The 22256-nt window shown below is 72.4% G+C and carries 20 protein-coding genes and 1 pseudogene; 4 read left to right on the plus strand and 17 right to left on the minus strand.

Annotation, left to right across the window (positions count from 1 at the left end; genetic code table 11):
* Positions 1-126 precede the first annotated feature (126 nt).
* Entirely contained in the window at positions 127-1329 is a 1203-nt protein-coding gene (locus ACQP00_RS49125) for a THUMP-like domain-containing protein (protein WP_433210863.1), read from the plus strand.
* Here ACQP00_RS49125 and ACQP00_RS49130 read toward each other — a convergent pair.
* Entirely contained in the window at positions 1289-2035 is a 747-nt protein-coding gene (locus tag ACQP00_RS49130) for a hypothetical protein (RefSeq protein WP_433210865.1), read from the minus strand. The genes ACQP00_RS49125 and ACQP00_RS49130 overlap by 41 nt on opposite strands.
* Before the next feature lie 17 nt (positions 2036-2052).
* Between ACQP00_RS49130 and ybaK the strand changes: the two genes are divergently transcribed.
* A complete protein-coding gene (ybaK, locus tag ACQP00_RS49135; RefSeq protein WP_433210867.1) occupies positions 2053-2532 on the plus strand; it encodes a Cys-tRNA(Pro) deacylase in 480 nt (159 codons plus the stop codon).
* Between the two features lie 4 nt (positions 2533-2536).
* On the plus strand, positions 2537-2833 hold the full coding sequence (locus ACQP00_RS49140; protein ID WP_433210869.1) for a DUF1707 SHOCT-like domain-containing protein: 297 nt from the start codon (positions 2537-2539) through the stop codon (positions 2831-2833).
* Here the strand turns inward: ACQP00_RS49140 and ACQP00_RS49145 are convergent.
* The 6 genes from ACQP00_RS49145 to tsaB all read right to left on the minus strand — a co-directional run bounded on the left by ACQP00_RS49145 (position 2826) and on the right by tsaB (position 9309).
* A complete protein-coding gene (locus tag ACQP00_RS49145) occupies positions 2826-4553 on the minus strand; it encodes an ABC transporter ATP-binding protein (protein WP_433210871.1) in 1728 nt (575 codons plus the stop codon). The two genes, ACQP00_RS49140 and ACQP00_RS49145, sit on opposite strands and share 8 nt — an antisense overlap.
* A 2-nt stretch (positions 4554-4555) precedes the next feature.
* Positions 4556-6229 (minus strand): ABC transporter transmembrane domain-containing protein, encoded by a 1674-nt coding sequence (locus tag ACQP00_RS49150; RefSeq protein ID WP_433210873.1) that lies wholly within the window; start codon positions 6227-6229, stop codon positions 4556-4558.
* Positions 6230-6845: 616 nt separating this feature from the next.
* Positions 6846-7103, minus strand: a complete 258-nt coding sequence (locus ACQP00_RS49155) for a hypothetical protein (protein ID WP_433224299.1) — start codon at positions 7101-7103, stop codon at positions 6846-6848.
* 58 nt (positions 7104-7161) lie between these two features.
* Positions 7162-8208, minus strand: coding sequence for a tRNA (adenosine(37)-N6)-threonylcarbamoyltransferase complex transferase subunit TsaD (gene tsaD, locus ACQP00_RS49160; RefSeq protein ID WP_433210875.1), 1047 nt, complete (start codon positions 8206-8208; stop codon positions 7162-7164).
* Positions 8195-8647, minus strand: coding sequence for a ribosomal protein S18-alanine N-acetyltransferase (gene rimI / locus ACQP00_RS49165; RefSeq protein ID WP_433224301.1), 453 nt, complete (start codon positions 8645-8647; stop codon positions 8195-8197). The genes tsaD and rimI overlap by 14 nt, the downstream gene beginning before the upstream one ends.
* An 11-nt stretch (positions 8648-8658) precedes the next feature.
* The gene (gene tsaB / locus ACQP00_RS49170) at positions 8659-9309 is read right to left on the minus strand and encodes a tRNA (adenosine(37)-N6)-threonylcarbamoyltransferase complex dimerization subunit type 1 TsaB (protein ID WP_433210877.1); all 651 of its coding nucleotides are present in this window, start codon (positions 9307-9309) and stop codon (positions 8659-8661) included.
* Positions 9310-9421: 112 nt separating this feature from the next.
* Here tsaB and ACQP00_RS49175 point away from each other — a divergent pair, with 112 nt between their 5' ends.
* Complete coding sequence (locus ACQP00_RS49175) at positions 9422-11482, plus strand: Hsp70 family protein (protein ID WP_433210879.1); 2061 nt, start codon at positions 9422-9424, stop codon at positions 11480-11482.
* A gap of 78 nt (positions 11483-11560) precedes the next feature.
* On the opposite strand, the gene tsaE is transcribed toward ACQP00_RS49175, so the two are convergent.
* From tsaE to ACQP00_RS49225, 10 genes and pseudogenes are all read right to left on the minus strand, one after another.
* Positions 11561-12040, minus strand: coding sequence for a tRNA (adenosine(37)-N6)-threonylcarbamoyltransferase complex ATPase subunit type 1 TsaE (tsaE, locus tag ACQP00_RS49180; protein ID WP_433210881.1), 480 nt, complete (start codon positions 12038-12040; stop codon positions 11561-11563).
* Complete coding sequence (locus ACQP00_RS49185) at positions 12037-13113, minus strand: alpha/beta fold hydrolase (RefSeq protein WP_433210883.1); 1077 nt, start codon at positions 13111-13113, stop codon at positions 12037-12039. Before ACQP00_RS49185 ends, tsaE begins: the two co-directional genes overlap by 4 nt.
* A gap of 20 nt (positions 13114-13133) precedes the next feature.
* Complete coding sequence (locus tag ACQP00_RS49190) at positions 13134-14576, minus strand: NAD(P)H-hydrate dehydratase (RefSeq protein ID WP_433210885.1); 1443 nt, start codon at positions 14574-14576, stop codon at positions 13134-13136.
* Positions 14577-14600: 24 nt separating this feature from the next.
* Complete coding sequence (glmS, locus tag ACQP00_RS49195) at positions 14601-16472, minus strand: glutamine--fructose-6-phosphate transaminase (isomerizing) (protein WP_433210887.1); 1872 nt, start codon at positions 16470-16472, stop codon at positions 14601-14603.
* 85 nt (positions 16473-16557) lie between these two features.
* Positions 16558-17316: an SDR family oxidoreductase gene (locus tag ACQP00_RS49200; protein WP_433210889.1), complete on the minus strand. Its 759-nt coding sequence runs from the start codon at positions 17314-17316 to the stop codon at positions 16558-16560.
* A gap of 12 nt (positions 17317-17328) precedes the next feature.
* The gene (glmM, locus tag ACQP00_RS49205) at positions 17329-18675 is read right to left on the minus strand and encodes a phosphoglucosamine mutase (protein WP_433210891.1); all 1347 of its coding nucleotides are present in this window, start codon (positions 18673-18675) and stop codon (positions 17329-17331) included.
* Between the two features lie 116 nt (positions 18676-18791).
* A pseudogene (gene rpsI / locus ACQP00_RS49210) lies at positions 18792-19241 on the minus strand (30S ribosomal protein S9); the annotation flags it as partial.
* 173 nt (positions 19242-19414) lie between these two features.
* Positions 19415-19858, minus strand: coding sequence for a 50S ribosomal protein L13 (rplM, locus tag ACQP00_RS49215; protein ID WP_246655830.1), 444 nt, complete (start codon positions 19856-19858; stop codon positions 19415-19417).
* 155 nt (positions 19859-20013) lie between these two features.
* A complete protein-coding gene (locus ACQP00_RS49220) occupies positions 20014-21357 on the minus strand; it encodes a nitrate/nitrite transporter (RefSeq protein ID WP_433210893.1) in 1344 nt (447 codons plus the stop codon).
* Between the two features lie 124 nt (positions 21358-21481).
* The gene (locus tag ACQP00_RS49225) at positions 21482-22195 is read right to left on the minus strand and encodes a hypothetical protein (protein ID WP_433210895.1); all 714 of its coding nucleotides are present in this window, start codon (positions 22193-22195) and stop codon (positions 21482-21484) included.
* Between the last annotated feature and the right edge of the window lie 61 nt (positions 22196-22256).

The following is a 22256-nucleotide window of genomic DNA, read 5'->3' on the forward strand; positions in this document are numbered from 1 at the left end:
GGCCGGGTATGTCTGGCACCCTCGACAGGAGAGTGCTAACTCGGAGGTTATGCCGGTCGCTAGCACTCCGTCAACTAGAGTGCCAGACACGCCACGAAATCACCCCGGACTCCAGCAAAGGAACCCGTGCAGCCCGAGGACGTGCAGGCCCTGACGAGCCCGGCCGGGCAGGAAGCACTGGCCGCCGCGGCCCTGCTGCCCGACGGTGACCCGCTCGCCGCGGCCGAGAAGTTACGCGCTCAGGGCTTCGCGCCCACCCTCGCCGCCGCCGCCCTCACCCAGACGGAGCTGCGCAGGAAAGCGCGGGCGAAGTTCGGTACCGATGCGGCCGTCATGTTCTTCACCCGCGCGGGCCTGGAGCAGGCGACCCGATCCGTCGTGGCCCGCCGCCGCGCCGCCCGCCTGGCCGCCGCCGGTGCGCGCCGGGTGGCCGACCTGGGCTGCGGCGTCGGGGCGGACACGATCGCGTTCGCGCGCGCCGGGATGCGGGTGCTGGCGGTGGACGCCGACCCCGGCACGGCCGCGATCGCCGAAGCCAACATCAAAAACCTAGGGCTCCCAGGTGTACTGGTCGAAGCCCGCGACGCCACCACCACGCCCCTGGTCGCCGTCGAGGCGGTCTTCTGTGACCCGGCCCGCCGGACGTCGGGCGGCCGGCGGGTGTTCGACCCGCGCGCCTACTCGCCGCCGTGGGACTTCGTCACCGCGCTGCCTTCCCGCGTGCCCAACGCGGTGCTCAAGCTCGCCCCCGGCATCGACCACGCCCTGCTGCCCGCCGGCGCCGAGGGCGAGTGGGTCTCGGTCGACGGCGACGTGGTCGAGGCGGCGGCCTGGTGCGGCCCGCTCGCCGAGGCGCCGCGGCGGGCGACGGTCATCCGCGGCGAGGACGTGTTCGAGCTCACCGGCTCCGGCGAGGAGCGCGCCCCGGTCGGCCCGGTCGGCACCTACCTCTACGACCCCGACGGCGCCGTCGTCCGCTCCCACCTGGTGGCCGAGCTGGCCGACGCCCTGAGCGGCAACCTGCTGGACGAATCCATCGCCTACATCACCACGAACCACCTGGAACACACACCTTTCGCCCGCCCTTACACGGTCATCGACCGCCTCCCCATCGCGCTCAAGAAGCTGCGCGCCGCGCTCAAGGAACGCGACATCGGCGCCCTGCAGATCCTCAAGCGCGGCTCCGCCCACGACGTGGACGACCTGAGACGACAACTGCGACTCGACGGACGTGGGAGCGCGTTCCTGGCGCTCACGCGCATCAAGGGCGAGCCGGCCGCGCTGCTGCTCAAACCAGCGGATGCCCCAGCCGCCGCTGCAGGTCGCTGAGCGTGTCGTCGGCGAGCACGTCGGGCGGGCGCAGGCCGAGCTGCCCCATCAGGTGCCGCCCGGTGTCCCGGCACATCTCGTAGGTCAGCCGGTCGTTCAGCCAGCGCAGCCACTCCACGATGTCGTTGACGTAGAACGCCACGCTCTGCTCGGAGTTGCGCTGCCGGCGCTCCTCGGCCACCACCAGCAGGGCGGCGGCCAGGCGCTTGCGCGCGAAGTCGTGCCCGGACAGGGCGTCGGCGAACGCGTCGGCCCGGTGCCGGGGTGCGGTCGGGGCCACGGTGAGCTTCGGGAACGGCGGCTCGCCGGCCGTCCAGACCTGGGCGCTGCGCGGCACGAACTCCGGCTCCAGCACCACCTCGACGCGGGAGGCGTGGCCGGGGTCGTCGACCGCGATGAGGACGCGCGGGCTGTGGCTGGAGACCTTCGTGACGTACCGCGAAAGCCCCCCGCCCTCCTCCACGCTGAACTTGGCGTCAGGCAGCTTCAGCGGCCCGTCGAAGACCAGCTTGCCGACCCGCGGCCCGGCCCCTTGCCACAACCGGACCCGGACCAGCCCGACCTGCGGGCGGGCGGCGATGCGCACGTGGTGCTCGGTCGCGGTGACCGGCCCGTCCCCGTCGAACACCGACAGGTCCACGCTGGTCGCAGCGCCCAGGAACAGGTGGCCGTGGCCGAGGTACAGCTGGACCGCGCCGATCTGCATCTCGCTATTGTGGGCCAGTGGCGAGCAAGGGTACCCCCGCGACCGCACTGCTGACGCGCCAGAAGATCGCGTTCACCCCGCACACGTACGAGGTCGACCCCCGGGCCACCTCCTACGGCGAGGCGGCGGCCGCGGCCCTGGGCGTCGAGCCGACCCGGCTGTTCAAGACGCTCGTGACCACGGTCGACGGCCAGCTCACGGTCGGCGTGGTGCCGGTCTCGGCCTCGCTGGACCTCAAGGCCCTCGCGGCCGCGGTCGGCGGCAAGCGCGCCGCGATGGCCGAGCCGGCCGCGGCCGAGCGCGCCACCGGGTACGTCACCGGCGGCATCTCCCCGGTCGGCCAGCGCTCCCGGCTGCCGATCGTGATCGACGCCTCGGCCGAGGGCATGGCGACCGTGTACGTCTCCGGTGGGCGGCGCGGCCTGCAGATCGAGCTCGCCCCGGGCGACCTCGTCCAGGTCACCGGGGCGACCCTGGCGCCGATCGCGTCCCACTGACACCATGACGTCCGTGCGGGCATCGGACGAGGACCGGCAGCGCGTGATCGGGGTCCTGCAGCGCCACACCGAGGCGGGCCGCCTGACTCTGGACGAGTTCTCCGACCGGGTCGGCACTGTGTACGCGGCGACGACCCTCGACGATCTCCGCGCCGCGATCGTCGACCTGCCGGCGCTGGCCGCGGCCCCCGCCGCTCCCCCGTCGCCCGAACCGGCCGGCGACCGTCACCTCCTGCTGATCTTCGCGATCGCGATCGCCGTGGTGGCCGCGTTCGCGGTGGTGTACACCCTGATCAAGTAGTTTTCGATCCGTGCCACGACCGCCACAGCGCGGCGTAGGCCCCGCCCGCCGCGACCAGCTCCTCGTGGCTGCCCAGTTCGGTGATCCGCCCGTGCTCGACCACCGCGACCCGGTCGGCGTCGTGCGCGGAGAAGAGCCGGTGCGCGATCGCGATCACGGTCCGCCCCTCCAGCGCCCCGGCCAGCGACCGCTCCAGGTGCCGGGCCGCGCGCGGGTCGATCAGCGACGTCGCCTCGTCCAGCACCAGCGTGTGCGGATCGGCAAGCACCAGCCGGGCCAGCGCGAGCTGCTGGGCCTGGGCCGGCGAGAGCGCCGGCGACATGGTGTCCAGCCCCTCCGGCAGCGCGAGCGCCCAGTCCAGCGCGTCGACCGTCTCCAGCGCCGCGCACAGCTCGGCGTCGCTCGCCCCGGGCCGGGCGAGGGTCAGGTTCTCGCGCAGGGTCCCGATGAACACGTGATGCTCCTGGGTCACCAGCGCGACGTGCCCCCGCAGTTCGTCGGGCGGGATTTCCCGCATCGGTACGGTACCCAGCTCGATCGACCCCGCCCGCGGCGCGTGAATCCCGGCGAGCAGCCGCCCCAGCGTGGACTTGCCGGCGCCCGAGGGCCCGACCATGGCCAGCCGCTCCCCGGGCCGGATGGCGAGGTCGATGCCGTGCAGGACGTCGCGGTCACCCACGTACGCGAACCGCACGTCCTTGGCGACCAGCCGCTCGTCCACCGGATCGGCGGTCTTCGCCACCGGCGCCTCGGCCGCCGCCCGCACGCCGATGATCCGGGCGAACGAGGCCAGGCCGAGCTGCAGCTGGTCGACGTAGCTGAGGATGTGGTCGAGCGGGTCGATGATCGCGACGAGGTACAGCACCGCGGCCGTCACCTGCCCGATGCTCGCCCAGCCCTCCATCACGAACCAGCCGCCCGCCACGAGCGTGACCGCGGCCGGCAGCGCGTAGGCGAACTCGGAGAGCGGGAACCAGACCGTGCGCAGGCGCAGCGTGTACATCGCGGCGCCGTACAACCCCGCCAGTTGCTCGCGGGTCCGCTCGATGCGCCGCTCCTGCAACCCGAGCGTCTCGACCGTCCGGGCCCCCTCGACCGTCTCGGCGAGCCCGTCGGCCATCCGCGCCATGGCCGCCGCCTCGCGCAGATAGCCGTCGTTGGCCCGGCGGAAGTACCAGCGCGAGGGCAGATACAGCAGCGGTACCGCGAGCAGGCTCGGCAGCAGGAAAATCGGCCCGACGAACGCGATGGCCCCGATCGTGAGCAGCATCTGCAGCCCGCACACGACGATCGTGGGCAGCGCGACCTGCACCGAGTCGTTGGTCTGGGCCACGTCCCGCGACGCCCGGCTCAGCAGGTCCCCGGTCCCGGCCCGCTCGACGGTCGACAGCGGGATCGCCAGCACCCCGTCGACGAACTCCTCCCGCAGCCGGGCCAGCACCCGCTCGGCGAGCTGCGCGGCCGCGACGCGCGCGAACCGCACGAGCACCGCCTGCGCCACCACGAACCCCGCGATCGCGAGCGCGATGCGGTCGACGGTCCAGGTGGAAGTACCGGCGGCGACCCTTTCGACCAGCAACCCCAGCAACGGCGGCGCCGCGAGCCCCGCCGCCGCCCCGGTGACGTGCAGCGCCAGCACCCCGGCCAGCCGCCAGGGGTAGTCGGTGAACAGCGTCCGCAGATAGCCGCGGACCTCCCCGGTGGACGCGATCGGCAGCATGCTCAGTCCTCCCCGCGCGTGACGGTCGCCGCATAGGCCGGGCACGTGTCCAGCAGTTCGCGGTGCCGCCCGGTAGCCGCCACCCGCCCGCCGGCATCCACGAACGCCACGATGTCGGCCCGGTCGAGCAGCAGCGGACTGGTCGTGCACACCACCGTGGTCCGCCCGGCCCGCGCTTCGGGCAGCCGCTCGGCGATGAGCGCCTCGGTGTGCGCGTCGACGGCACTGGTCGGCTCGACCAGCACGAGCACCGGCGGGTCGACGGCGAGCGCCCGCGCCAGCCGCAGCCGCTGCTGCTGCCCGCCCGAGAAATCCCGCCCCCGCTCGGCGATCTCAGCGTCGAGCCCACCGGGCAACGCCTCGACAATGTCCGTCGCGGCCGCGTCGCCGAGGGTGCGCCCGTCGCCGACCTCCTCGCGCAACACCCCCCGAAACAGCGTCGCCTCGTTGTCACTGAGCAGAATGCGCCGCCGCACCTCTTCAAGATCCAGATCCCGCAGTTGTACCCCGTCCAGCCGCGCCTTCGACGCCGGATCAACAAGCGCGATCCGCTCGGCGATGGCCACCGCGTCCTCGGGCCGCACCGCCGCCACCGCCGTCAGCCGATGCCGCACGACCATCAGTCCCGAGTCGGGGTCGTCCAGATCACCGTCGACCGCCGGTACCGATGCCGCGTCCTTGTGAAAATCGGGCTCGATCCGCAGCACGGCCACAACCCGCCCCGCCGCCACCAGCCCCCGGGTCAGCTTCTGCGCGAACTCGGTAATCGTCCGCAACGGCCCGATCAGGAATGCCGCATAGGCATAGAACGCCACCAGTTCCCCCGGCGAAATCCGCCCACTGACCGCGAACCGCGCCCCGAGCCAGGTAACCAGCGCGACAAACACTCCGGGCAGCAGAATCTGCGCCCCCTCGAGCGTGGCCTCAACTTTGGCCACCCGAACTCCCGCAAACCGAACCCGCTGCGACTCAACCTTGTACCGCCGCGAGAATTCGCTCTCGCCCCCAACCCCCCGCAACACCCGCAGCCCCGCCACAATGTCGCCCGCCCGCCCGGTCAACTCCCCACTGAGCTGCCGCTGATGCCGCCGCCGCTGATGGAGGGGCCGCAGCAACAGCCCCACCGTGAGCACCAGAACGGGAACCCCAACGACAACGACCAGCCCGAGCGGCACCGACACCCGCAGCAGCAGAACGGCCACCACAACGATCGCGACAACGGCCCCACTACCCCGAGCGGTAACGTCGATCGAGTACCCGATGTGGTCGAAATCGGTGGTCCCGATACTCACCACTTCACCGGTGGCCACCCGTTTCTGCAACGCCGCCCCGAGCCGCGTGGCCTGCCGCGCCGTCACTTGCACGGTACGGAACCCGGCACTGAGAAAATTCGACACCGCGAACCGGTGCCGCATAATCCCGGTCACGGCCGTGGATGCCCCGAGCCCGAGCACCGCGGCGCCCGCCCAGAGCAACCCACCCCGATCGTGCCGCGCAAGGGCATCAACCCCGGCCCCGATGGCGGCGGGGACGAGCGCCTGACTGACCATCCACAGAATGCCGAAGCACATGCCCCCGACGATCAGCCCGAGCTGCTCCCGAGCCACCCAGAGCAGATAACGCCCGGCCGACCGACTGTCAGGCTCACTGGTCTCGGCACGCGGCAGTCTTCGCACAGCCCCCGACGGTAACTGCAAAAGCGCCTAAAGCGCCTTACATTTTCCCGCCCACCGGACACCGTGCCGCATCCCACACCTCACCCCGCGCCCCACCCGCACCACACATCTCCACCGGCACCACACATCTCCACCCCACCACACACCTCCGCCCGCGCCACACAACTCCGTCGGCACCCCGCACCCCTACCCGCAGCCACACACCTCCGCCCGCACCACACACCTCCGTCCGCACCCTCACCACACACCTCCATCCGCACCCCACACCTCCACCCGCACCGATATCGGCGAAGCAGGCCACGCACGCGGACACGGCACGACGCAAGCACGACGCGGACACGGGCACGACGCGGACACGAGCACGACGCGGACACGAGCACGACGCGGACACGGCAGGACGCAAGCACAGCGCAACGCGGACACGGCACCACGGTGGCGCAGCACGACGCGGACACGCCGCCGAGAACACGCTGGCTCGACGGGCGACGCGGCGTGGACGGCGGCGCGGCGTGGACGGCGACGTGGCGTGGCGTGGACGGCGGCGCGGCGTGGACGGCGACGTGGCGCTAGGAGCAAAGCGCGGGCGGCGCCGTGGTGGAGTCGTTCGGCCGAAGCGTCAGCGGTCGACCTCGGTGAAGTCCCAGAACTGCGGCTTGCGCGCGACCAAATGCGAAGGCGGCTCAGCGAAAGGCTCCGGCGTGCTCCCCCGCCACTTGGAGATCACGACGAGGCGTTGGTCGGTCGAGGAGTACACCTCGCTGGTCAGGTGCATCGGGTGCACCTCGACCTTGGGCAGCATGGCCTCGCAGACCCAGGACAACAACTCCCCGAACGCCTCCGGGTGCGCCCTGACCTCCCACATGCGCACGATCACGGCGGTGGACTCTACCCCCATGCCGCGGCCTCCTCCCAGCGCCGGTCGGTCACGAGCTTCAGGCGGTCACGAGCGTGATGGGCATGGCCGAGTCGGACGGGAGGCCCAACTCGCCCGGCGAAGCGCCGGCGGCCACCAGGTGGGAGCCCAGCGCCGCGACCATCGCGCCGTTGTCGGTGCAGAGCTTCGGCCTCGGTACGCGCACCGTGATCCCGTACTTCTCCGCCCGCTCCTGGGCCATCGAGCGGATTCGCGAGTTCGCCGCCACGCCGCCGCCGATGACCAGGGTCTCGATGCCGTGCTCGCGGCAGGCGTCGACCGCCTTGGCCGTCAGGACGTCGCAGACCGCCTCCTGGAAGCTGGCCGCCACGTCGTTGACCGGGACCGGCTCGCCGTTGCGTTCGCGGGCCTCGACCCAGCGGGCGACCGCCGTCTTCAGGCCGGAGAAGGAGAAGTCGAAGCGGTGTTCGGCCAGGTCGCGGGGGCCGGTCAGGCCGCGCGGGAACGGGATGACGACCTGGCCCTCGCGGGCCGCCTTGTCGATCGGCGGGCCGCCGGGGAAGGGCAGGCCGAGCAGGCGGGCCACCTTGTCGAAGGCCTCGCCGGCGGCGTCGTCGATCGTGGCGCCGAGCGGGACCACGCCGCCGGCCAGGTCGTCGACGCGCAGCAGGGAGGAGTGGCCGCCAGAGACCAGCAGGGCCACCGCCGGCTCGGGAAGGGCGCCGTGCTCCAGGGTGTCGACGGCCACGTGGGCGGCCAGGTGGTTCACGCCGTAGATCGGCTTGCCGGCGGCCAGCGCGTAGGCCTTGGCCGCGGCGACGCCCACCAGCAGCGCGCCGGCGAGGCCGGGGCCCGCCGTCACGGCGATCGCGTCCACGTCGGACAGGGTCACGCCCGCCTTGTCCAGGGCCCGCTGCATGGTCGGGACCATGGCCTCGAAGTGGGCGCGGCTGGCCACCTCGGGCACCACGCCGCCGAACCGGGCGTGCTCGTCGACGCTCGACGCGATCTCGTCGGCGAGCAGCGTGTGCCCGCGGACGATCCCGACGCCCGTCTCGTCGCAGGACGTCTCGATCCCCAGAACGAGCGGTTCAGTCTTGCTCACGCATCATCACCAGTGCATCCGTGTTGCTGGGCTGGTAGTAACCGCGGCGGATGCCGACGGCCTCGAACCCGTACTCCGCATAGAGCCGCTGCGCCGGCGCATTGTCGACGGCCACCTCGAGCAGCACCTGCTTCGCCCCGCGCCGGGCCGCCTCGGCCAGCAGCGCCTCGAGCAGTCGCCGCCCGATGCCGCGCCGCTGCGCCGACGTGCGCACCCCGAGGTTCTGCACCCACGCCTCATCGGGGCCGGCGACGGCCAGTCCGGCGTAGCCCAGCACCGAGGCATCGGCGTCGAGCGCCACCAGGTAGTGGTGGCCCGACGCGAGCTCGTTCCAGAACATGCCCGCCGACCAGCGCTCCTCGCCGAACAGCTCGTCCTCGATCGGCAGCAGCTCCTCGATGTGGAACCACCGCAGCTCGGCGAGCTGCACGTCGCGCATCACGGAGCCGGTCACTGCAGCGCCGGTTTCCGCTCGCCCGGCAGCACCGCGTCGGGCCGGCGCAGGTACAGCGGCGTCAGCGTCTCCCCCGGCGCCTTGCTCCGCACCCGGTCCGCCGCCAGCGTGGCCAGCGCGAGCGCCCCGGGATAGCGCGGCCCCTCGACCGGCACTCCGAGCACGTCGGCATACTTCTCAGCCCCGTCGCCGGCCGCCACGCCGATCCCCGCGAAGGCCAGATCGGCGGGCTTGGCCACGTCGGGACCGTCGAGGCGCAGCCCGTCCACGTACGTGGCCCAGTAGACCTCCTTGCGCCGCGCGTCCGTCGCCACCAGCGCCCGCCCCGGCAGCCCGAGCCCGATCGCGTCGAGCGTGCACACGCCATAGACCGGGATCGCGAGCGCGTGCCCCAGCGCGGCCGCCGTGACCATGCCGGCCCGCAGCCCGGTGAACGGCCCCGGCCCGACGCCGGCCACCACCGCGGCCAGGTCGCCGGGGGCCGCCTCACCCTCGGCCAGCACGGCGGCGATCTGCGGGGCCAGCAGCTCGCCGGCGCCGCGCGCGTCGACCGTCACCCGCTCCGCGAGCAGCGTGACGTCGTCGTCGATCCGCGCGAGCGCCGCGGTCACCGCCGCCGTCGCCGTGTCCACCACCATCACCAGCACCCCCCAACCTTAGAGGAGGGGTCCGACACTTTCCGCGACGCGCCAGCCGAGGCGTAACGCGCCCGCAACGAGGCGGCCATAGCATCGGCGACTGTCAAAGCCGGGAGGGGCCTTGAACGAACCGATCCTGGTCGTGGACGTCGGCTCCTGGGCCCTGTCCGCCGCCGTCGCGCAAGCCGACCAGCTGCACCCCGTACGAGAGCCGGCCACCGGAGCGCTCCGCTGGCCCGGCGGCGCCACCCTGACCGGCCGCGACCAGCTGCTCATCGGCACCCAGGCCGAGCACGCCCGCGACGAGCACCCCCGGCAGTACGTCGACGGCGTTCGCCGCGCCATCGACGCCAACGCCCCCATCTGGCTCGGCGACCGGCTCGTCACCGGGGCGGAGCTGCTCGGCACCGCCCTCGACGCGATCGTGCAAGAGGCCCGCCGCTTGTACGGCCCGATCCCCCGCCTGGTGATGAGCGCGCCCGCGACGTACCGGACGCATGATCCCCGGCGGGAAACGCTGATCGCCGCCGCGGGCCTGGCCGGCTACCCCGACGCCGAGCTCCTGATCGACGCGAGCGCCGCCGTGCTCGACCCGATGACCATGCTCGAAGTGCCCGAGGGCGGCTACGTCCTGGTGTGCGACCTCGGCGCGACGTGGACCGCGACGCTGGCGCAGGTGCAGCACGCACAGCCGGTACCGCTGAGTCAGGAGAGTGCCGGACACGGCCGTGACCTCGACGTCCTGCTCGTCGCCGACCTGCGGGCGGCGCTGTCCGAGTGGGTCGAGCCCGCGTTCGCGGCCGGCGGCGACACGGGCGTGCGGGCCGGCCTGCATGCCCTGGACGTGGTGCGGCGGCTCAAGCACCGGCTCGCCGACGTCCCGGAGGTGACGGGCGAGGTGGAGCAGGGCGTTCCGCCGTACCGGATGGATCGAAGGCTCCTCGATCAGGTCACCGAGCCGGCGGCGCGCTGGTTGATCGCCAGCTGCCGGGCGGTCGTGGCGCGCGCGGGCATCCATCCGGGCGACGTGACCGCCGTCCTGCTCGTCGGCGGCGGGGCGCGCCTGCCGGGCCTCGGCCAGGTCCTGCACAACGGGCTCGGGCGCCCGGTCACCCGCCCGGCCGACCCCGAACTGTCCGTGCTGCGCGGCGCCGCGGCGTGGGTGCGCAGCCACCGGTCGCGCGCCGTGCCCGCCGACCCGCCGTCGTGGCGCGTCGAGCCGCTGTCGTGGACGATCCCGGGCGGCCGCGGGCGGATGGTGCGATGGCTGGTGAAGGAGGGCGAGGCGTACGGCCGCGACGCCCTGCTGGCCCAGGTCCGCACGGCCGACGACCGGGTGTTCGACCTGTCCTCCGGCCGCGGCGAGGGGGTCCTGCTCGAGCAGCGGGTGGCGGTGGGCGACGTCGTCGTCTCCGGTGCGGTGGCCGCGCACGCGCGCCTGGAGCCGGCCGGGGTCGAGCGCTTCCAGCTGGCCAAGCGCCACCACCTGCGGGTGGCCGGCGACTGGCTGCTCATGCCGGACCGCCGCACGCTCGTGGAGTGCTCGGGCGACGGCGAGTACGTCAAGGTGCGCGCGATCGCCAGCGGTGCCCTCGTCACCGAGCTGCGGCCGGGGCGCGCCGGGCGGGGCGGGCACGCGCAGGTCGCGCTGGGGCCGGGGCAGCAGCTGGCCCTGGTCACCTGGGACGCCGACGGCCGCTTCGCCGTCTGGGACGTGCTCTCGGGCCGCGTCATGGCCAGCTTCGCCGACGTTCACAAGCCGGATTTGGTACTGCTCAACGAATCCGAATGGCGCCTGCTCGCCACCGGCGAGGGTGCCGCACACGTGGGACGGTACCGCCGGGACGTCGCCACCGTGTGGGACCTCGCGACCGGGGCCCGCCTCGACCGGATCGTCGGCGAGGACCTCGGCAAGCGGTTCACCGGCTACACCGAGACCAGCCGCGCGGACGCGTTCGCGAGCGAGGCCGAGAGCCCGGACGGCCGGCTGCGCGCGGCCGCGCTGGACGGCACCGTCTCGGTGCGCGACCTGGAGACGGAGGCGGAGGTGTTCCGGGCCGACCTGTCACCGGCGCGCCAGGTGAGCACCGCCTTCTGCCACGAGGGCCGCCACCTGCTCGCCCGCGGCACGGACGACGACGGCGCCTGGGTGGACGTCTGGGAGGTTTTGCAGCCCGCGTGAAACCGGGCATAACCGAAATTTCCGATAAGTCGCGGCGCGCCAGCGCCCGACTTATCGGACCAAACGCCAGCGCCCGACTTATCGGGCCAGCGTCGACGTCCGCGCGGACCAGTCGCTTCCCCGCGGAATGAGCTCGACAACGCGGGAGTCGTCGTCGCGGCGGTCCAGGCGGATCTCCAGGTGCTCGTCGCTGAGCTGCGACACCACCCCCGACCCCCACTCGACCAGCGTCACCGAGTCCTCCAGCGTCGCGTCGAGATCCAGCGCGTCCACCTCGCCGATCGGATCGGCCACGTTGCCCAGCCGGTACGCGTCGACGTGCACGAGCGGCACGGTGCCACCGCGGGCGGCGTCCGGCTGATGTACCCGGGCGATCACGAACGTCGGCGAGGTCACGTCCCCGCGCACGTTCAGCCCCGCGCCCACCCCCTGGGCCAGGGCGGTCTTGCCGGCACCAAGCGGGCCGGTGAGCACGACCAGGTCGCCCGCGCGCAGCACGGCGGCGAGCGCCCGGCCGAGGTCCCGCGTCTCGTCGACGGTGGACAGGATCTTCGTCACGGCAGCACCTTCGTCAGGAACGTGTCCATGGCCTCGTTGACCGCGTCGGCGTGCTCGAGCAGCACGACGTGGCCGCCGTCGGCGATGACGTCGAGCTCCGCCTCGGGCAGCACCGAGGTTATCTCCTGCGTGTGGGCGAGCGGCGTCAACACGTCCTTGTCGCCGCAGACCAGCAACACCGGCACCGACTTGAGCGGGCCGAGCACCAGCAGCCGGGAGTGCGTGTAGAGGGTGCGCAGGTACCGCGCGATGACCTCGGTCGAGGTGGTCGAGTTCATCTTCTCGACGTAGGAGACCAGGGCCGGGCTGGGGCGCGAGGTGCCGAACCCGTAGCGGCGGGTCAGCAGCCAGGCGAGGTCGGTCGAGGCGCGCCGGCCGCGGTCGATCACGGCCGAGCTGATCGGGCCGGCGAACCCGACCAGCGGCAGCAGCGGCCGGCGGAACCGGGCCACCACCTCGGGGAAGCCGAAGGTGACGGTGTCGAGCTTGCCGGCCGAGGTGGAGATCAGCACGCAGGCCTGGACCCGGGTCTGGAACAGCTCGGGCAGCTGCTCGGCCAGGGCCATGATCGTCATGCCGCCCATCGAGTGCCCGACCAGCACGATCGGGCCCTCCGGACAGGTCGCCTCCAGCACCGCGCGGAGCCCGGCGCCGAGTGAGTCGATCGTGTACTCCCCCTTGCTCAACCGCCCCGACCGCCCGTGCCCGGGCTGGTCGTAGAGGACCATGCGGTTCTTGCCCTCGTAGTGCTTGCGCTGGAAGTGGAACGTCCCCATGTCCAGGCAGAATCCGTGCACGAAGACGAGGGTCGGCCGATCGTCACCCTCGGGACCGTCGACCACCTCGACGTGCAGGTCGATGCCGTCGTCGGTGGTGACGGTCAGCTCCTCGTCGAAATCCCAGACCCCGAAGTCCTCGTCGGTGTACGGGTCGTCGGCGTTCTTGGAGCGGCGCACGAGGTACCGCTCGGTGGCCACCCCGGCGGCGACTCCGGCCGCGGCGAGGCCGACGATCGCCCCGATGATCCCGGCCGTGCGCTTGCGACTGCCGCCCTTCACCACCTCGGTACCCATACCAAGAGCCTAAACGGTCGTTACCGGCGAGTTAAGCTCCCGACGGCTTCGCGCAGGTGGGCGGCGACATCGGCGGCGGTGACCGGCCCGTGCTCGGCGGCCCGGCGGCCGGCCAGCCCGTGCACGTAGGCGGCGGCGATGGCGGCCTGCTCGGCCTGCAGCCCGCCCGCCAGCAGCGCGCCGAGCAGCCCGGCCAGCACGTCCCCGGTGCCGCCGGTGGCGAGCGCGGCCGTGCCGGTCGGGTTGACGTACACCCGGCCGTCAGGGGTGGCCACGATGGTCCGGTCGCCCTTGAGCAGGACCACCGCGTCCATGCGCGCGGCCAGGCCCGTGGCCGCCGCGATCCGGTCGTCGCCGGGCGCGCCGCCGAACAGCCGCTGGAACTCCCCGTCGTGCGGGGTGACGACGGTCGGCGCGTCCCGCTCGCGCAGCCAGTCGGCCATCCGCGCGTCGGCGAGCAGGGTCAGGGCGTCGGCGTCGAGGATCGCCGGCACCGGGGCGCCGAGGACCGCGCGCAGCTCGCCGTAGGAGCGCTCGTCGGTGCCCAGGCCGCTGCCGCAGACCCAGGCCTGCACCCGCCCGGCGTCGGGCACCCGCTCGGTGGCGATGACCGTCGGGTGGTGGAAGCGCACGGCGTCGGCGGCGCCCCCCGCGTACCGCACCAGCCCCGACGGCCCGGCCAGGGCGCCGGCGGTGGAGAGCACGGCGGCCCCCGGGTACTTGTCGCCGCCGGTCGCGAGCCCGACCACGCCGCGGGAGTACTTGTTGTCGTTGGCCCGCGGCCGCGGCCACCACGCGGCGATGTCGTCCGCGTCGGGGACGTAGAGGGCCGGGTCGCCGTCGAGGTGCCCGGTCAGGCCGATGTCGACGAGCTCCACGATCCCCGCGTGTACCGCACCCGCCCCGACCAGCAGCCCCGGCTTGAGCACGCCGAAGGTGACGGTGATGTCGGCGTGGATCGCCATGCCGGTCACCGCGCCGGTGTCGGCGTCGACCCCGGACGGCACGTCGACCGCGATCACCGGCGCCCCGGTGAGGATTCCGGCCACGTCGGCGACCCGGGTGGCCACCGGCTCGCGCAGCCCACCGTGGCCGCCGATGCCGAGAATGCCGTCAATGACAAGATCGACGTTTCGGTACGAGGGTGCCTGTTCGCCGAGCCGCCCGCCGGCCCGGTACAGCGCTTCCGCCCCGCCCCGATGCACCCGGTCCGGGTCGAACAGCAGCGCGTCGACCCGGGCGCCCCGGCGGGCCAGCAGCGCGCCCGCGTAGAGCGCGTCGCCGCCGTTGTTGCCCGGCCCGACGAGGAGCAGGATGCGCGCGCCGTACACCCGCGCCAGGGTGTCGGCACAGCGCCGGGCCAGGCCCGAGGCGGCGCGCTGCATGAGCGCGCCGTCGGGCAGAGCTTTCATCACGGACTCTTCGGCCGCGCGCACCTGCGCGACCCGCCAGGCTGCTCTCACGAGAACAACCCAACCACACCGTCCCTATTCGACGGTCACGGACTTCGCCAAGTTGCGCGGCTGATCCACGTCGTGACCCCGGGCCGAGGCGATCTCGCAGGCCAGGACCTGCAGCGGGACCGTGGTGACCAGCGGGGCGAGCAGCGTCGGGGTGACCGGGACGTAGAAGAGGTGATCCGCGTACGGCTTCACCGCCACGTCGCCCTCCTCCGCGATCACGATCGTGCGCGCGCCGCGGGCCCGGACCTCCTGGATGTTGGAGACGACCTTGTCGTGCAGCACGCCGCGGCCGCGGGGCGAGGGGACCACGCACACGACCGGCGTGCCCTCGTCGATCAGCGCGATCGGGCCGTGCTTGAGCTCACCGGCGGCGAAGCCCTCGGCGTGCATGTACGCCAGCTCCTTGAGCTTCAGCGCACCCTCCAGGGCCACCGGGTAGCTCACGTGCCGGCCGATGAACAGCACGCTCTTGGCCTCGGCGAGCTCGCGGGCGAGCTCCCGGATCGGGGCCATCATGTTCAGGACCTGCTCGATCTTGGCCGGCATCTCCTGCAGCTGGGCGACGACCGCGCCCACCTCGTCGGCGTACTTCACCCCGCGCACCTGGGCCAGATGCAGCCCGACGAGGTAGCAGGCGACGAGCTGGGTGAGGAACGCCTTGGTGGAGGCGACCGCGATCTCCGGCCCGGCGTGCGTGTAGAGCACGGCGTCGGACTCGCGCGGGATGGTCGAGCCGTTGGTGTTGCAGATGGCCAGCACCCGGGCCTTCTGCTCCTTCGCGTGGCGCAGCGCCATCAGGGTGTCCATGGTCTCGCCGGACTGGGAGATGGACACCACCAGCGTGGAGCGGTCGAGCACCGGGTCGCGGTAGCGGAACTCGCTGGCCAGCTCGACCTCGCAGGGGATGCGGGTCCAGTGCTCGATCGCGTACTTGGCGACCATGCCCGCGTGGTACGCCGTGCCGCAGGCGACGATGAACACCTTGTCGACGTCGCGCAGGTCCTGGTCGGTCAGGCGGACCTCGTCGAGCATGAGGTCGCCCTGCTCGTTGAGCCGGCCCAGGAGGGTCTCGGCGACCGCGTGCGGCTGCTCGGCGATCTCCTTGAGCATGAAGTACTCGTAGCCGCCCTTCTCGGCGGCCGAGGCGTCCCAGTCGATGTGGAAGTTCTTGCCCTCGGCCGGGTTGCCGAGGAAGTCGGTGATCACGATGTCGGCCCCGCTGATCAGCACGACCTGGTCCTGGCCGAGCTCGACCGCCTCGCGGGTGTGCTCGATGAACGCGGAGACGTCGCTGGCCAGGTAGTTCTCGCCCTGGCCGCGGCCCACGACGAGCGGGGAGTTGCGCCGGGCGCCGACCACCACGCCGGGGGCCTGCACGTCGACGGCGAGCAGGGTGAACGCGCCCTCCAGGCGGCGGCAGACGGACCGCATGGCCTCGGCCAGCCGCGCGCCCGGGGTGTCGCCCTCCGCGTCCTGCAGCGCCTGCGCGAGCAGGTGGGCCGCGCACTCGGAGTCGGTGTCGCTGGCGAACTCGATGCCGCCGTTCTCCAGCTCGGCGCGCAGCTTGGCGAAGTTCTCGATGATCCCGTTGTGGATCACCGCGACCCGGCCGTCGAACGAGCGGTGGGGGTGCGCGTTGCGGTCGGTTGGGCCGCCGTGGGTGGCCCAGCGGGTGTGGCCGATGCCTGTGGTGCCGGTACCGAGGCCGTGCCCCTGCTCGTCGGCGAGGGCCTTCTCCAGGTTGGCGAGCTTGCCGGCGCGCTTGGCGGTGAGCAGCTCACCGTTCACGATCGCGACGCCGGCGGAGTCGTAGCCGCGGTACTCCAGCCGCCGCAGCCCGTCCAGCACGATGTTCAGAGCCGGCCGGGCGCCGGCGTACCCCACGATTCCGCACATGCCCGTACCGTAGCAGACTTTTGAGCAGAGCCCGTGCGCGAAACTGTCGCATACGCGCACGGGAAATGCGCACGAACGGCTGACCCTAGATCAGTGACGAGCGGATCTGCGCGCCGCCGTCGACGACCAGGGTCTGGCCCGTCATCCAGCGTGACGCAGGACCGGCCAGGAAGGTGATGACATCGGCGATGTCGTCCGGCTCGCCGATCCGACCGAGCGGGAGCTTGTCGTTGAGGAAGTCCTCGTTGCTCTCCCACAGCCCGCGCGCCAGGTGGGTGCGCACGATCCCGGGCGCGACGGCGTTGACCCGGACCGGGGCGAGCTCGGCGGCCATCTGCCGGGTCAGGTGGATCACCGCGGCCTTGGTGGCGTTGTAGTAGCCGATCCCCGGCTCGGTGAGCACGCCGCCGACCGAGGCGACGTTGACGATGGTGCCGCTGCCCCGCTGGGCCATCGAGGCCTTCCAGACCAGCTGGCTCCACAGCACCGGGCCGAACTGGTTGAGCCGCACGGTCTTCTCGGCCCGGACCGGGTCGATGTCCATGAGCGGGCCGAAGTACGGGTTGGTGCCGGCGTTGTTGACCAGCACGTCGATCGCGCCGAAGTGCTCCATGGCCGCCTCGACCACGACCGCCGCCTGCTCGGGCTCGGCGGCGTGGGCGGCGCGGGTGAGCACGCCGACGTCCGGGAACTGCGCGGTGATCTCGGCCGCGACCTCGTCCAGGGCCTCGATCTTGCGGGAGGTCAGCACCACGTTGCACCCCTCGGCGGCGAAGGCCATGGCGCTGGCCTTGCCGATTCCGCGGGACGCACCGGTGACGATCACTGTGCGGGCATCAGTCATGCGCGCACGTTACTACTGGGTAGGGCTGACCGTCCGCACGATGTGAGCGATCCGCTCGGCCGCGGCCTTGGCGATCTCCTGCGTGCCGGCCTCGACCATCACGCGCACCAGCTGCTCGGTGCCGGAGGGGCGCAGCAGCACCCGGCCGGTGCCGCCGAGCTCGCCCTCGACCTGCTTGGCCGCGTCGAGCACCTGCGGCGAGCGGGCGGCCGCGGCGCGGTCCAGCACCGGTACGTTGATCATCACCTGCGGCAGCCGCTGGACGACCGCGCCGAGCTCCTTGAGGCTCTTGCCGGTGCGCTCGATGCGCCCCATGAGGTGCAGGGCGGTGAGCACGCCGTCCCCGGTGGTGGCGAACGCCGGCATCACGATGTGCCCGCTCTGCTCGCCGCCGAGCGCGAGGCCCTTGGCGCGCAGCTCCTCCAGCACGTACCGGTCGCCGACCTTGGTCTCCAGCAGCCGGATGCCGGCCTCGGCCATCGCGAGCTTCAGGCCGAGGTTGCTCATCACGGTGGCGACCAGGGTGTCCTCGGTCAGCTGACCGGCCTCGCGCATGGACAGGGCCAGGATCGCCATGATCTGGTCGCCGTCGATCTCGGTGCCGTCCGCGGCCACCGCGATGCACCGGTCGGCGTCGCCGTCGTGCGCGATGCCCAGGTCGGCGCCGTGCTCGACGACGGCCGCGCGCAGCTGGGCGATGTGGTTGGAGCCGCAGTCCTCGTTGATGTTGAGGCCGTCGGGGTCCGCGTTGATCGCGATGACGGAGGCGCCGGCGCGCCGGTAGGCCTCGGGCGCGGCGGACGAGGCGGCCCCGTTGGCGCAGTCCACGACCACCTTGAGCTCGGCCAGCGGGCTGGGCAGCGAGGTCAGCAGGTGCTGGACGTAGCGGTCCTCGCCGTCGGCGTAGTCGGTGACCCGGCCCACGCCGGCCCCGGTCGGGCGGCGGTGGGTGCCGTCGTCCATGAGCCGCTCGATCTCGTTCTCGACCTCGTCGGGCAGCTTGTGCCCACCGGCCGCGAAGAGCTTGATCCCGTTGTCCGGCATCGGGTTGTGCGACGCCGAGAGCATCACGCCGATGTCGGCCTCGAGCACGCCGGTCAGGTACGCCACGGCCGGCGTCGGCAGCACCCCGACCCGCACCACGTTCGCGCCCGCGCTGGTCAGGCCGGCCACGACGGCCGCCTCCAGCATCTCCCCGCTCGCGCGGGGGTCGCGTCCGACCACCGCGACGGGCGCGTGGGAGTGGTCGTGCTCGAACAGCGCCTGGGCCGCCGCGATGGCGACCGCCATGGCCAGCTCGGGAGTCAGGTCGGCGTTGGCCCGCCCCCGGACTCCGTCGGTGCCGAAGAGTCGCCCCATCGCGAAACCTCCCAAGGTCGAACCCACCGCGCGCGTTTCGCCCGGCCCGTACCGCCCGCGCAACACGAAACGGCCGGGCGCCCACCTCCAGGGTGGCACCCGGCCGACGTGCTTCGTTAGCGCTTCGAGTACTGAGGCGCCTTACGGGCCTTCTTCAGACCGTACTTCTTGCGCTCGGTCGCACGCGCGTCCCGGGTCAGGAAGCCGGCCTTCTTGAGCGCGGGGCGGTCGTCCGCCTCGTTCTCGACCAGGGCCCGGGCGATGGCGAGGCGCAGGGCGCCCGCCTGGCCGGTGGTGCCGCCGCCACGCAGGTTGGCGAAGACGTCGAACTGCTCCGCCTTCTCGGCGATCACGAGCGGTTCCTTCACCGACTGCTGGTGCACCTTGCTCGGGAAGTAGTTCTCCAGCTCGCGGCCGTTCAGCAGGAACTTGCCGGTGCCGGGGACCAGGCGGACCCGGACGATGGCCTCCTTGCGGCGGCCGACGGTCTGGATCGGCTGGCCGGCGCGGCGGGCGCGGGTCGGCGTGGTGCTGGTGGCGGCCGGGGCCGCAGTCGCGGTCGCGGTGGCGGCCGGAGCCGCGGTCGCGGCCGGGGCGGCCGGAGCCTCAGCGGCGGCGGGGGCCTCGGCGGCCTCCGGAGCCTCGGCGGCGGCCGGGGTCTCGACGGTCTCGACGGCCTCGGCGGCCGGCGTCTGGTCGGCGGTGGTCTCGTCGGTCACGCTCAGTCCTTCGTCCGCGCTCACTGCGCGATCTGCTTGATCTCGAACGGCTGGGGCAGCTGCGCGGCGTGCGGGTGCTCGGCGCCCGCGTACACCTTCAGCTTGTGGATCTGGCGCGCACCCAGCCGGTTGTGCGGGAGCATGCCCTTGACGGCCAGCTCGATCGCCCGCTCCGGGTTCTTGGTGAGCAGCTCCTCGTAGCCGACCCGCTTGAGACCACCCGGGTAGCCCGAGTGGCGGTAGGCCACCTTCGTCTGGCGCTTGTTGCCGGTCAGCGCCACCTTGCCGGCGTTGATCACGATGACGAAGTCGCCGGTGTCCACGTGCGGGGCGAACGTCGGCTTGTGCTTGCCGCGCAGCAGCGTCGCAGCGTGCGTGGCCAGGCGGCCGAGCACCACATCGGTGGCGTCGATGACATGCCACACGCGCTCGATCTCACCCGGCTTCGGGCTGTACGTACCCACAGGTCTACCTTGCTTCCACGTCGTCGGTCTGGGGTGCGTCTCGATGACGGCACACAGAGCGCACGGTCATCCAGCGTACCCGAACGGTGGGAACGCCTTGTCATCGCACAACAGCAATCCACGATACTCGGCGTCCCCAGCGGAACAAAATCGGGTCAGACTTCCGGGAGCCGCCGCGGCGACCGCCGGCGGTAGACCGCCCAGGTGACAACGCCGCACAGGGCGTAGAAGGCAATGAAGGCGACATATGCCCCATCACCTGTCTTGTACGTCAGGAACGACTGCCGGAACGCCAGGTTCACGAGCACGCCGCCGGCCGCGCCGACCGCACCGGCCACGCCGATGAGCGCGGTCGCCAGCCGCCGGGCCTCGCGCTCGTCGTCCGGGTGCTTGGCCTTGAAGATCGCCGGGATCATCTTGTACGTCGAGCCGTTGCCGAGCCCGCTGAAGAGGAACAGGAACACGAACCCGGTCACGAACAGCGGCAGGGAGTGCTGGCGGGAGGCGAGCAGGACCGTCCCGGCGCCCAGGGCCATGGCCACGAAGTTCCAGAAGGTGACCCGCGAGCCGCCGAAGCGGTCGGCCAGCAGGCCGCCGACCGGGCGGATCAGCGAGCCGAGCAGCGGGCCCAGGAACGTGAGGTAGGCCGCCTTCACCGGGGTGTCGAAGTCGGCCTTGAACTGCACCTGCAGCACCTGCCCGAAGGCGAAGCCGAACCCGATGAACGAGCCGAACGTCCCGATGTACAGCAGCGACATGACCCACGCGTGCCCGTCCTTGATCACGTCGCGCATGGCCCGCCGGTCGTTCGCGGCGTGCGTGAGGTTGTCCATGTAGATGGCGGCCAGCAGCGCCGCCACCACGATCAGCGGCAGGTAGATCAGCACGATCAGGCGCGGGTGGGCGGCCCCGGCGGTGGCCAGCACGAGCAGCCCGACGAGCTGGACCGCGGCCACCCCGATGTTGCCGCCGCCGGCGTTGATCCCCAGCGCCCAGCCCTTGAGCCGCTGCGGGTAGAAGGCATTGATGTTCGCCATCGACGAGGCGAAGTTGCCGCCGCCGACCCCGGCGACCGAGGCGGCGATGAGCAGCGTGGTGAACGAGACGCCCGGCTCCAGCACGATTCCGGCGAAGACGGTCGGGACCAGGAGCAGCAGCGCGCTGAAGATCGTCCAGTTGCGCCCGCCGAACGTGGCCACGGCGAACGTGTACGGCAGCCGCAGCACCGCCCCGACCAGCGTGGGCGCGCTCGTGAGCAGGAACTTCTGGGCCGGGTCGAGCCCGTAGCGGGGGCCCAGGAACAGCACGAAGACCGACCACAGGCTCCAGATCGAGAAGCCGATGTGCTCGGAGAGGATGGAGACGACCAGGTTGCGCCGGGCCACCTTGGCCCCGGTCGCGGCCCAGAACGCGGGTTCCTCGGGCCGCCAGTCGTCGATCCACCGGCCACCGCGCCGCGGCGCGGGTTGGGACTGCGGCTTGTCCACGGCGAGTGTCATGGCCGCGAATGTAGGAACGGCCCGTTTCCAGCCATCGCGCCGAAGTTGTCAGCGCCAAAACGAAAACCCCACGGCGGCGAGATCCCAATTGTGAGATCCCGCCGCCGCAGGGTTCAGCAAGCGATCAGGCCTTCTTGAAGGTCCACGTGCCGGTGTCGTCGGCGCCCGCGGGCGGGGACAGCTTGAGGGTGCCGCTGCCGCACTCGTACGCGCTCTTCTTCAGGATCGGCTGGGAGTCGACGGCCCCGCCGGTGTTGGTGGTGCCGCTGCCGGCGAACTCGGCGATCGACACCTTGTCGGCGACGCGCTGGGCGACCGGCGCGGTGAGGTCGACGGTCACCGTGAGGGTGCTGAAGTCAACGGAGCCGGTCGGCTCGAGCGTTCCGGTGGTGCCGGAGGGGCTCTTGATCGCGCCGTTGACCTTGCCGCCGTACGAGAAGCTGCCCTTCACGTCGTTGCCCGAGACGGAGAACGTGAAGGTCACCGGCTGCATCGGGCCGAAGTCGACCTGCGTCTTGCCGCCGGAGTCGATGGTCAGCAGGGTGCCGCCGCCACCTTGGAAGTTGCCGCCCACCGGCCCGGAGAGCTTGCCGGTGATGTTGTCCGCCTTCCAGGTCCCGACCAGGCACGACGCCACGGATCCCTGCCCGCCGCCGGTGGTCCCGTTGGTGTCGCCCGAGGCGCCCGTGGAGGCGCCGGCCGTCGAGCCCGCGCCGGGCGCGCCGGAGGCACCCGCCGAGGCCCCGGCCCCGGGGCTGGCCTTGTCACCACTGCATCCGGTGAGCCCGATGCTGAGCGCCGCAACGGCCGCGAGTGCGGCCTTGCCGGTCGTGCGCATCTGCTTCCTCCTCGCTGCTGTATAGGGGTCCATGGTTGTGTACCCCGCCGTGGACCGTCGC

The organism is Dactylosporangium sp. CS-047395, from assembly GCF_050942185.1.
In the GTDB taxonomy this organism is placed as follows: domain Bacteria; phylum Actinomycetota; class Actinomycetes; order Mycobacteriales; family Micromonosporaceae; genus Dactylosporangium.